The organism is Marinobacterium sp. xm-a-127 (assembly GCF_013283425.1).
GTDB lineage: Bacteria > Pseudomonadota > Gammaproteobacteria > Pseudomonadales > Balneatricaceae > Marinobacterium_E.
On sequence record NZ_WBYH01000001.1, the window covers coordinates 816,807 to 828,098 of the forward strand.

11 protein-coding genes are annotated in these 11,292 nt (G+C 48.5%); all 11 read left to right on the forward strand.

What is annotated here, in order from left to right:
• The first annotated feature begins 4 nt into the window (after window positions 1-4).
• The 11 genes from hscB (at window position 5) to der (ending at window position 10,919) form a co-directional block, all read left to right on the forward strand.
• Window positions 5-538: a Fe-S protein assembly co-chaperone HscB gene (hscB, locus tag XMA127_RS04050; RefSeq protein ID WP_173498927.1), complete on the forward strand. Its 534-nt coding sequence runs from the start codon at window positions 5-7 to the stop codon at window positions 536-538.
• A gap of 2 nt (window positions 539-540) precedes the next feature.
• Entirely contained in the window at window positions 541-2,397 is a 1,857-nt protein-coding gene (gene hscA, locus XMA127_RS04055) for a Fe-S protein assembly chaperone HscA (protein ID WP_173483756.1), read from the forward strand.
• Window positions 2,398-2,406: 9 nt separating this feature from the next.
• A complete protein-coding gene (gene fdx, locus XMA127_RS04060) occupies window positions 2,407-2,745 on the forward strand; it encodes an ISC system 2Fe-2S type ferredoxin (protein WP_173480719.1) in 339 nt (112 codons plus the stop codon).
• A 139-nt stretch (window positions 2,746-2,884) separates the two neighbouring features.
• On the forward strand, window positions 2,885-3,292 hold the full coding sequence (ndk, locus tag XMA127_RS04065; protein WP_169450197.1) for a nucleoside-diphosphate kinase: 408 nt from the start codon (window positions 2,885-2,887) through the stop codon (window positions 3,290-3,292).
• A gap of 57 nt (window positions 3,293-3,349) precedes the next feature.
• Window positions 3,350-4,459 (forward strand): 23S rRNA (adenine(2503)-C(2))-methyltransferase RlmN, encoded by a 1,110-nt coding sequence (gene rlmN / locus XMA127_RS04070; RefSeq protein WP_173480720.1) that lies wholly within the window; start codon window positions 3,350-3,352, stop codon window positions 4,457-4,459.
• A 62-nt stretch (window positions 4,460-4,521) separates the two neighbouring features.
• Entirely contained in the window at window positions 4,522-5,295 is a 774-nt protein-coding gene (gene pilW / locus XMA127_RS04075; protein WP_371731501.1) for a type IV pilus biogenesis/stability protein PilW, read from the forward strand.
• A complete protein-coding gene (locus XMA127_RS04080) occupies window positions 5,292-6,278 on the forward strand; it encodes a RodZ domain-containing protein (RefSeq protein WP_173480721.1) in 987 nt (328 codons plus the stop codon). Before pilW ends, XMA127_RS04080 begins: the two co-directional genes overlap by 4 nt.
• 27 nt (window positions 6,279-6,305) lie before the next feature.
• Window positions 6,306-7,583, forward strand: coding sequence for a histidine--tRNA ligase (gene hisS / locus XMA127_RS04085; protein WP_173480722.1), 1,278 nt, complete (start codon window positions 6,306-6,308; stop codon window positions 7,581-7,583).
• A gap of 13 nt (window positions 7,584-7,596) precedes the next feature.
• On the forward strand, window positions 7,597-8,253 hold the full coding sequence (locus tag XMA127_RS04090; RefSeq protein WP_173483754.1) for a tetratricopeptide repeat protein: 657 nt from the start codon (window positions 7,597-7,599) through the stop codon (window positions 8,251-8,253).
• Window positions 8,253-9,401 carry an outer membrane protein assembly factor BamB gene (gene bamB, locus XMA127_RS04095; RefSeq protein ID WP_173484545.1) on the forward strand — a complete coding sequence of 383 codons (1,149 nt, stop codon included), beginning with the start codon at window positions 8,253-8,255 and terminating at the stop codon, window positions 9,399-9,401. The genes XMA127_RS04090 and bamB overlap by 1 nt, the downstream gene beginning before the upstream one ends.
• A gap of 81 nt (window positions 9,402-9,482) precedes the next feature.
• A complete protein-coding gene (der, locus tag XMA127_RS04100; protein WP_173480725.1) occupies window positions 9,483-10,919 on the forward strand; it encodes a ribosome biogenesis GTPase Der in 1,437 nt (478 codons plus the stop codon).
• Window positions 10,920-11,292: the final 373 nt, after the last annotated feature.

An 11,292-nucleotide genomic window follows, 5' to 3' on the forward strand; every position in this document is an offset into this window, starting at 1 on the left:
ATTCTTGAATCTTTCTCAAAACTATTTCGAACTCTTCGGTCTTGAAGCAGGTTTTGTTCTTGATCGTACACTCCTCGATACAGCGTTTCGAGAGCTGCAAAAAGAGTATCACCCAGACCGATTTGCTCACAAAGGTGATGCTGAACAGCGCCAGGCTGTGCAGAACAGTACTCACCTCAACACCGCCTATGAAACGCTTAAGTCACCACTCTCGCGTGCACAGTACCTTCTCTCATTACAAGGTGTGCTGACCGGTGAAGAGTCAAGAAAGCAGCTGCCAATGGACTTTTTAATGCAGCAGATGGAGCTTCGCGAAATCTTAGCTGAAGCGCCCGAAGCAGCAGACCCTTTCGCTACTCTAGAAGCTTTAGAGTCACAAACTGTGGAGTTGGAAAAAGCCTGCTTTGATCATTTTCAGGTGGCTTATGCGGGTGGTGATTTGGAGTCGGCTGAAGAGTCTGTTCGCAAGCTGCAATTTTTAAAGAAACTACTGTCTGAGATAGAGGCCATGGAAGATCGCCTCGATGAGGAGTTTTAGTCATGGCGCTTTTGCAAATTGCAGAGCCCGGAATGAGTTTGGATCCCCATCAACGTAAGTTGGCGGTAGGGATCGATTTAGGCACCACTAATTCACTGGTGGCGTCGGTTAGAAATGGTGTTGCAGAGACACTTTCTGATGAGGCAGGGCGCCATTTGCTGCCCTCGGTTGTCCACTACTCAGAGGCTGGTGCCATCGTCGGTGCTGAAGCGCTGTCGAGAGTAAGCGACGATCCATTTAACACGATTCAATCCATTAAGCGCTTAATGGGTCGCTCCTCAAATGAAGTGTTAACTTTAGGCGATCAACTTCCTTATCAGTTTTCAGAAGGCGAGGGGGGGATGCCCTACCTCAAAACAGCCTTGGGTGATTTGAGTCCGGTTCAAATCTCTGCGGATATTCTTAAAGCGCTTTCAGCTCGTGCTGCCGAATCTTTGGGTGGTGAGCTTGAAGGGGCTGTTATTACAGTTCCAGCCTACTTTGATGATGCACAGCGTCAGGCCACCAAAGATGCGGCCACGCTGGCCGGCTTGAAAGTTCTTCGCCTTCTGAATGAGCCTACTGCGGCAGCGGTCGCTTACGGTTTAGATCAACAGGATAAAGGCGTCGTAGCGGTTTACGATTTAGGTGGCGGTACCTTTGATATCTCTATACTGCGCTTGACCAAGGGTGTGTTTGAGGTGCTGGCTACGGGTGGAGATTCGGCGCTGGGAGGCGATGATTTCGACCACGCTTTGGCTGAGTGGTTGCTAGAGCAAGCGCCTGAGCTGGAGCGTACACCTGCGGTTATGCGATCTCTTATGGTTCAAGCGCGTCGTGCAAAAGAGTCACTGACGGATTCAGATTCAGTCACTCTAACCTTGGCTAATGATCAAGAAGTTTTGGTGACGCGTCAGCAGTTTGAACAGTTGACGGCACCCCTTGTGTCGAAAACGCTTCGTGCCTGCAAACGTACCTTAAAAGATGCTGGCATCAAGCCAGATGAGATCAACGATGTTGTGATGGTGGGTGGTTCAACTCGTGTACCAGCCGTTGTTGCTGGGGTCGAGGCGTTCTTTAATCGCCAGCCTCATACCGATATCGATCCTGATCGTGTTGTGGCGGTGGGTGCAGCACTTCAGGCTGATATTTTAGCGGGCAATAAACCGGATGCAGAGTTGTTGCTGTTAGATGTGCTCCCTCTCTCTTTAGGGTTAGAGACTATGGGTGGTTTGGTTGAGAAGGTAATTCATCGCAATACGCCAATCCCTGTTGCTCGCGCTCAAGAGTTTACAACCTACCAAGATGGTCAAACGGCTATGTTGGTGCATGTATTGCAAGGTGAGCGTGAGTTGGTAGATGACTGCCGATCACTGGCTCAGTTTACTCTGCGCGGTATTCCCCCTATGGCGGCTGGCGCCGCTAAAATCCGAGTCACCTTTCAGGTTGATGCGGATGGTCTATTGAATGTCTCAGCCAAAGAGCTATCAACCGGTATTGAGAGTGCGGTTCAAGTGAAACCCTCTTACGGTTTGAGTGACTCTGAAATTACTCAGATGCTAACGGATTCTTATCAGTTTGCTGCAGATGATAAAGAGCGGCGCGCCTTGCGTGAACAGCAGGTTGAGGCAGATCGTTTAATCGTATCGCTTGAAGCGGCGATTGCTGAAGATGGCGAGCAGTTGCTGAGCGATCAGGAGCGACAGGATCTTCTTTCAGAAATTGACGTTCTGCGTTCGCTTCGTGATGGTGCGAGCTCTAAAGCGATAGAGTCCGGCGTAGAGCATCTCGCCCAAGTAAGTGACTTCTTCGCAGCCCGCAGAATGGATCAATCAATCCAAAAAGCGTTGCAAGGCCAGCGCGTTGATCAATTAGATTAGGTAAATGTAATGACTCAAGTGATCTTCCTACCCCATGAAGAGTTGTGCCCAGACGGCAAAGTGATCGATGTGGAGCCGGGTGTTACGATCTGTGATGCAGCACTGGCGAACGATATTCATATTGAGCACGCTTGTGAAAAATCTTGTGCTTGCACTACTTGTCATGTCGTCGTCCGTGAGGGTTTTGATAGCCTCGAGGAGTCCGACGAGTTAGAAGATGACATGCTCGATAAGGCCTGGGGCCTTGAGCCTGAATCGAGACTAAGTTGCCAGGCCGTTGTCGGTGATGAAGATCTTGTTGTTGAGATTCCTAAATACACCATCAATCAGGTATCAGAAGGGCATTGATCCTTCTAAAGCATCTCTGAAAAGGGTCCGTAAAGCGGGCCTTTTTTGTTGTGGTTGAAGGGCTATTTATCTTTCGTCGCATAACGTATAATCCGCGCACAAATTTTAACCCATAATTTAATTAAAGGATTACACAGTCATGGCTACTGAACGTACTCTATCTATCATCAAACCTGATGCTGTTGCTAAAAACGTTATCGGTGAGATCGTTTCTCGTTTCGAAAAAGCAGGCCTAAAAGTTTCTGCTATGCAGATGAAACAGCTTTCACAAGCTGATGCTGAAGGTTTCTACGCAGAGCACAAAGAGCGTCCTTTCTTCGGCGACCTAGTCTCTTTCATGACGTCTGGTCCAGTTGTTGTTCAGGTTCTTGAAGGTGAAAACGCTATCGCTAAAAACCGTGAACTAATGGGTGCAACTAACCCACAAGAAGCAGCTGAAGGCACTATCCGTCGTGACTTTGCTGAGTCTATCGATGCGAACGCAGTACACGGTTCTGACTCTGCTACTTCTGCAGCACGCGAAATCGAATACTTCTTCGGCGCATAATGACGCCCAAGGTGCTCTCCGTTGATCGGAGGGCGCCTTTTTTTTGGTCCAAAGCTCATGGCAGAACAGAAAGTAAACCTTATCGGTCTATCACCTACTAAGCTTGAAGATTTCTTTGAGGAGATGGGTGAGAAGCGTTTTCGTGCAACTCAAGTCCTAAAGTGGATTCACCAGCAGGGTGCCAGTTCGTTTGATGAGATGACGAACATCAGCAAAGCCCTACGTGAACGCCTATCTGAGGTTGCTGAAATTCGTGAGCCAGAGGTGTTACTGGATAAAACGTCCAAAGATGGTACCCGTAAATGGGTCATCCAGATGGATGGTGGTTCAGCGATTGAGATGGTCTTGATTCCTGAAGGGGATCGCCGCACGCTCTGTGTCTCTTCACAGGTGGGTTGTTCTTTGGACTGCAGCTTCTGTTCAACAGGCAAGCAAGGCTTCAACCGAAACCTTAGCGCTGCCGAAATCATCGCTCAGCTTCGTGTTGCTATCCGTTCCTTTGGGCCGTTTGACCCAAGTGGTGAACGACGCGTATCCAACGTCGTGTTAATGGGTATGGGTGAGCCGCTGATGAACTTTGATGCTGTGTTTGATGCAGTACAGTTGATGATGGAAGATAACGCCTATGGTCTCTCTAAGCGTCGTGTGACCCTGAGTACGGCCGGTGTGGTTCCTAAAATCGACAAGCTTGCTGAGTTAGGTGCTGATGTCTCATTAGCGATCTCTCTGCATGCTCCAAACAATGAACTGCGTGATCAGTTAGTGCCTATCAATAAGCGCTACCCGATCGAAGAGCTAATGGCTTCGGTCAAACGCTATTTCGATAAGCTGTCGGATCGACGTGTAGCAACGATCGAGTACACACTGATTGCTGGTGTGAACGATCAGCGTGAGCATGCTCGTCAGCTGGTTAAGTTGCTTCGTCAGGTGCCTTGTAAGCTTAACCTGATTCCATTTAATCCTTTTCCAAATTCTGGATACGATCGCCCCTCTGAGCAGGCAATTCAGGCATTTAAGTCTGAGATGTTGAAAGGGAATATCCTTACGACCGTTCGCCGTACTCGTGGCGATGATGTGGATGCGGCTTGTGGTCAGCTCGTCGGTCAGGTTGAGGATAAGACTCGTCGCAGTGCGAAGTACATCGAACTTCACAATCAAACGAGCTAGATTTATTGACACTATTCTACTATCGTTAATGAAACTAACTTTAAGTTTCTAAACGGTATTTTGTGTCCCTATTCAAAGCAGTAACTCTTTTTTGCTCTATTACTTTGGCAGGCTGTTCCGCTTTTTCATCGAGTGAACAACCTAAAGGGCGAATAGATCAATCTGCCCTAGCAGCCTACACCAAGCTGGGTATGCAATATCTCCAGGCGGGTGATACGGCATCGGCAAAAGAGTCTCTTCAACAGGCTGCTTTGGCCGACCCTGGCTATGCCCCAGCGTTGAATGGTTTGGCAATGGTGTTTCAAGCCGAGCGTGAACCAGAACTGGCCGATCAATATTTTCAAAGAGCCACTCAAGCAGACCCTAACTCTGCCATGATCTTTAACAACTATGGCGCCTTTCTTTTTTCTCAGCAGCGGTTTGAAGAGGCCTGTAAAGCCTTAGCAAGATCAACTGAAGATCCTTTCTATACACAGCGAGCACAAGCATTTGAAAACTTGGGTCGCTGCTACCGTCTGATCGATCGTGATTCCGCTGCGGAGCACGTCTTTAATCGTTCAGTGACACTGTCACCACTTCGGGTGACGGCTCATATTGAGCTTGCAGATCTTTACTTAGATAAAGGACAGGCTTCACTGGCCGCTCAACACTATGCAATCTTTCAACAGCAACTTGATGCTCAAGAGACCCAGCACTTTGCCAAAAGTCTTTTGGTTGGTGTAAGGTTAGCCAGACATAGTGGGAACCCATCAAAAGCGGCAAGTTATGCGCTGCTTTTGAAGAACCTTTATCCGAATTCCGAAGAGTATAATAAATTTAAGGATACTGGCCTGTGACAGACCATGATCTATTGGGCGATAGCCTCTCAGGATTTGAAAACCACAAGCTGATTGCTGCCCGTGAATCATTGGGTATCTCTGCTGGTGCGCTGCAGCGAGATCTGAAGCTAACCAGTGCTGTTTTTTCTGCGATTGAAGCGGGTGACCTTGATCAATTGGGTCAGCCGGTGTTTGCGCGTGGTTATATTCGTAACTACTGTAATCGAGTTGGGTTGGATCCCGAGACCTTTGTTGAACAGTACAATGCGGCTATTGGTCAGCGGCCTGTTAAACGCCGCTCAGCCATTAAATCAGCGGGTTCAGCGACCGCCGGTACGGTGATGAAACTCAACCCGCGTCGTGCAAGTTCGCTATTAACACTCCTCTTTCGGTTGGTCATCATTGCGGCTCTTTTAGCAGGTCTTGCTTTTGGGGCTTCTCAAATTAATTGGCCGACACTTGGGCTGTCCGGTTTGTTTGGTGGTTCTGAACCTGAAGAGCAGCAGAGCAGTCAGGCGCTTCCGCCATTGGCAGGAGAGTCTGAGGGTCTTTCAATACCTATCAAAACAATGACTCAAGAGTCTAATGAAGATGCGGTGGTTGAAGCGCCCAAAGCGATTGAGCTACCTAAGCCTGCTGAAACGCCTGATCTCGAATCTAAAACGGCGGCCGTTCCAGTCAAAACAGAGCAGCCCAAACCGGCGGAAAAGTCCGAGCCTAACGAACCCTTGACCGCTTCACCTGTTAATACGAGTGGTTCAGATGGTGTGACGATTAAATTTAGCGATGTCAGTTGGCTGAATATCAAAGATGCTACCGGTGAAGCGCTGTTTAACGGGCTATCAAAAAAAGGACAGGATCTGACAATCAAAGGTAAAGCCCCGTTTTCAATTGTCATTGGACGTGCGAATGCAGTCAGTTCTGTAACTTTTGATGGCTCAACAGTTGATTTAGAACCTCATACCAGAAAGAATGTAGCCCGTTTAACATTATCGCGATAATTAGATCGCACATTACGGGTTATAAAATTGGCAAAGCTACAAGCCATTCGTGGTATGAATGATCTTCTGCCAGACCAGTCACCGGTCTGGCAGTATCTAGAAACTCAAGTAAAAACGGTCCTGCAGGCTTATGGCTATGCTGAGATTCGTACCCCTATCGTAGAACAAACTGAGTTATTCAAACGCTCAATTGGTGAAGTAACCGATATCGTTGAGAAGGAAATGTACACCTTCGAAGATCGTAACGGTGATAGTTTGACACTTCGCCCGGAAGGGACTGCAAGTTGTGTTCGTGCAGCAGAACAGCACGGCCTTCTTTACAATCAAGTCCAACGCCTTTGGTACACTGGTCCAATGTTTCGTCATGAGCGCCCGCAGAAAGGTCGCTATCGTCAGTTCCACCAGGTAGGTGCTGAAGCTTTCGGTATGGATGGTCCTGATATTGACGCAGAAGTGATCATCATGAGTGCTCAACTTTGGAAGCGCTTAGGGTTGATCAACTCCGTTGAGCTTCAATTAAATACCTTGGGTTCAGCTGAAGCTCGTGCACGGTTTAAAGAGGACCTTGTCAGCTATCTGTCGGCTCGTAAAGATCAGCTAGATGCTGACAGTCAGCGTCGCCTTGAGTCTAATCCACTCAGAATATTGGACTCTAAAGATCAAAACACCCAGCAGCTATTGAACGATGCACCTCATTTTCATGATTACATCGACGAAGAGTCCAAAGCACACTTTGAACAGTTGAAGTCACTGCTCGAGGCTGCGGGTATCGAATACCGTGTTAATTCTCGCTTGGTGCGTGGTCTAGACTACTACGGTAAGACCGTATTTGAGTGGGTGACCGATGCGTTAGGCGCCCAAGGTACTGTCTGTGCCGGTGGCCGATACGATGGACTGGTGAGTCAATTAGGTGGCAAGCCAACCCCGGCTGTCGGTTTCGCAATGGGTGTCGAGCGTCTGGTTCTTCTCCTTGAAGAGCTGCAACTGGTTCCTGAGAGTGTTCGTCAACGTATCGATGTCTATGTCATCGGAATGGGGGATGATAATCTAGCGACCGCGATGAGTGTTGCTGAAACGCTTCGTCACGAGGCGGGCCTTCGAGTTCAGTTGCATTGCGGCGGCGGTGGATTTAAAAGTCAGATGAAAAAGGCTGATAAGAGTGGAGCAGATTTTGCCATTCTTATCGGTGACGATGAGCGTGCTGCGTCCGAAGTGAGTTTAAAACCGCTGCGTGGTAATGGCGATCAAGTTCGAGTTGCTCAAGATTCACTGGTCAGTGAATTGAAAGGTAAATTTAGTCTTTAGGTTGGAGAGTATAGTGGCTGAGCTACGTACAGAAGAAGAGCAGGTTGAAGCGCTCAAAAGTTGGTGGAAAGAGAACGGTAAATCCCTAATCATGGGTGTCGTAATTGCTGTGGCTGCTGTGTTTGGGTGGCGTGGCTGGAATCAGTATCAAGATGACTTTGCTGCAAACGCTTCCGCTATGTATGAGTCGATTCTCAATCCTGTCGCAACCGCTTTGCCACTGGATGATGCCGCGGTTACGTCCTTGATACAGGTTGGGAAAGATCTTCGCGCAGATTATGCATCGAGCGCTTATGCCCCTATGGCGGCAATGGTGTTAGCTCGTGTATCAGTGAATGCTGGCGATTTAGAAGGTGCGCTTGAGCAGCTCGATTATGTGATTACGAGTGAAGTCTCGCCATTAGATATGAAGTCTTTGGCTACAATCCGTAAAGCGAAAGTGCAATTAGGATTAGGGCAAGCTGAAGCAGCTAAAGCGTCATTAGCACAGTTAAGTGGCTCAGATTTCCCATCACTATTTGCTGAGGTTCAGGGAGATGTGGCTGCTGCAATGGGTAACGCTTCGGAAGCGAGAGCTTCGTATGAAGCGGCAATGGCGTCGGCCGATCCTCAGCGCAAGCAGGTGATTAAACTGAAATATGATGATTTAGCGACTGGAGATGCATCGTAATGAATCTCATTAGACGTGCCTTTGTTGTAGCAGCTGCAACCAGTCTTTTGTCTGGTTGCGGTATTTTTTCTGGTGAAAAAGAGTCCGGCCCACAAGAGTTGGTCGCGTTTGAACAAGAGAAAGCCTTCAACCTTGTTTGGAGTGCAGATGTGGGTGCGTCGTTTGGGGATGAGTTTCACCAGTTTAAGCCAGGTGTGACAAACGATTCGTTACTGATCTCTGATAAGCAAGGACGAATCTCATCCTATGCGCTGGAATCGGGTGCGCTGAACTGGAGCGTTGACCTGGATGCCGAAATCAGTGCAGGTGTCGGTGCAGGGTTTGATCTAGCGTTAGTGGTTCTTGATAGCGCTGAACTGGTGGCGCTATCTGCAAAAGATGGTTCGGAACAGTGGCGAGCTCAGCTGAAGTCCGAAGTGACGGCTCAGCCACAAGTGGGCACGTCACTGGTTGTTGTTCAGCAGGTGAATGGTCAGCTAGCCGCCTTTGATCGCATTACCGGTGAATCTCGTTGGGTCTATGATGCTCAAGAGCCTGCACTGACGCTTCGTGGTACCGGTACTCCCCTCATGCTGAGTGATGGTGTCGTAGCTGGATTTGCTAACGGTAAGGTAGTCGCACTGGCGGGCGAAACAGGTATTCCAGCCTGGGAGATTCGTGCTGCTGATGCGATGGGTCGTTCCGAGTTTGAGCGTCTAATGGATTTGGATGGTGGCTTTGCAATAGCAAACGATCTTATTCTGACCGGCGGGTATCAAGGTCGTGTTGTAGCGATCAACCCGCGCACGGCGTCAACAGTCTGGACTCAATCTTTCTCTACTTATCAAGAGCTGGCGGTCGGTTTTGGTAATGTCTATGCGGTAGATGCAAAGGGAGCGGTTGAGGCCTTTGATGTCTCGTCGTCAGCCAGTGTTTGGCGCAACTCTGATTTTTCTAATCGAGGCTTATCGGCACCGGTAGTGGTCGGTAACGAAGTAATTTTTGGGGATGCTCTGGGCTACCTACATGCCCTGTCGCAAATCGACGGGCGTCCTATCGCTCGAGTCAATTTGGGTAGTTCACCTGTCACGGCGGATCCAGTCGTGGTAGGGGATACAACATTTGTACTCAGTAACTCGGGTAAATTGAGTGCTTTAACGCTAAAATAGCAAAAGCCTTTTAATTTTATATAAGGCGGTGACCTGACTTGCGGGTTGCCGCCTTCTGTTTTTTGGAATCAGGTGAGCAATATGCTTCCGGTAATTGCCCTAATTGGGCGCCCTAATGTCGGTAAATCGACCCTGTTTAACCGCTTGACCAGATCGCGTGATGCGCTGGTTGCCGATCTTCCTGGATTGACACGTGACCGTAAGTACGGTGAAGGTGATCTAGGGGAGCGAGACTATATTGTCATAGATACTGGTGGTATCACGGGTGACGAGAGCGGTATTGACCGTGAAATGGCACAGCAGTCTTTTCAAGCAGTTGATGAAGCCGATATCGTTCTGTTCCTTGTGGATGCTCGTGCAGGTATCAACCCAGCTGACGAAATGATTGCAGATCATCTGCGTCGTCACGAGAAAAAAGTCTACCTTGTAGTCAATAAGACCGATGGATTGGATCCTGATATCGCTCGCTCTGACTTCTATGCGCTGGGTATTGGGGATCCGCTCTCCATTGCAGCGGCTCATGGTCGCGGTGTTCGTCAGTTGATTGATATGACATTAGATGAAGCCGGTGTGCCATACCCTGAAGAGGGCGCAGAGCCGGAAGAGGAAGATGATGGCAATATTCGTATCGCCATTGTTGGTCGCCCTAATGTGGGTAAATCTACGCTGGTAAACCGAATGCTTGGTGAAGAGCGCGTAGTGGTATACGACCATGCCGGGACGACTCGAGACAGTATCTACATTCCATACGAGCGAGATGGCCAGCCATACACTCTAATTGATACGGCCGGGGTTCGCCGTCGTCGTCAAGTGACAGAGGCGGTAGAGAAGTTCTCAATCATCAAAACGCTTCAGGCTATCAAAGATGCCAATGTTGTTGTCGCAATCATTGATGCGCGTGATGGTGTCACTGAGCAAGATCTAAACATGCTCGGCTTCGTGATCGACTCTGGCCGAGCTCTGGTAGTTGCACTGAATAAGTGGGACGGCATGGACTATGAAGCAAAAGAGAAGGTTAAGACTCAAGTAGAGCGCCGCATGGGGTTTGCGACCTTTGCTCGTTTCCACTTCATCTCGGCGCTGCATGGAACGGGTGTTGGCGATCTTTATCGGTCAGTGAACGAAGCCTACCGTTGTGCAATGAAAAAATGGTCGACTAATGAGCTGACTCGTCTGCTTGAAGATGTTGTAGCTGATCATCAGCCACCAGCGGTCAATAATCGCCGTATTAAGTTGCGCTTTGCTCACCAGGGTGGTTCAAACCCGCCTATCATTGTAGTGCATGGAAATCAGACCAACGCACTGCCGGGCTCTTATAAGCGCTATCTTGAGAATCGCTTTACCTCGCTTCTAAAAGTGCGCGGAACACCGATTCGCTTCCAATTTAAAACGGGCGATAACCCTTTTTCTGGCAGAGTGAATAAACTCTCCGGTCGCCAGGAGGCTAAAAAAGAGAGACATCGTCAGCACATTAAAGAGATGAAGAAGCGAGCGAAAGATAAAAAGCGTAAGCGCTAATCTTTCTCCCACTCCTACAAAAAACGCACCTTATTAAAGGTGCGTTTTTCATTACTGCAAACCCAGTAAAAATAAATGTTCAAAAAAGTGTGTTTTTTTACAAAAAAGGGGTTGAATAAAAATCGGGTGTCGGTAATATACGCACCTCGCTTGAGACGAGTACTCAAGCAGCCACCAAGAGATCGGTGGCACGCTCTTTAACAATTAATCAGGTAATGCGTGTGGGCGCTTGTTGAGGTTGAGCACAAAAGCTTAACAAGACAAGCAACCTATATGTGAATTCATTTAGCGTAATGTTTTTCTTGAGCAAGATTTAGATGGTCATTTATGACTGTCGAACTTTTTAACTGAAGAGTTTGATCATGGCTCAGAT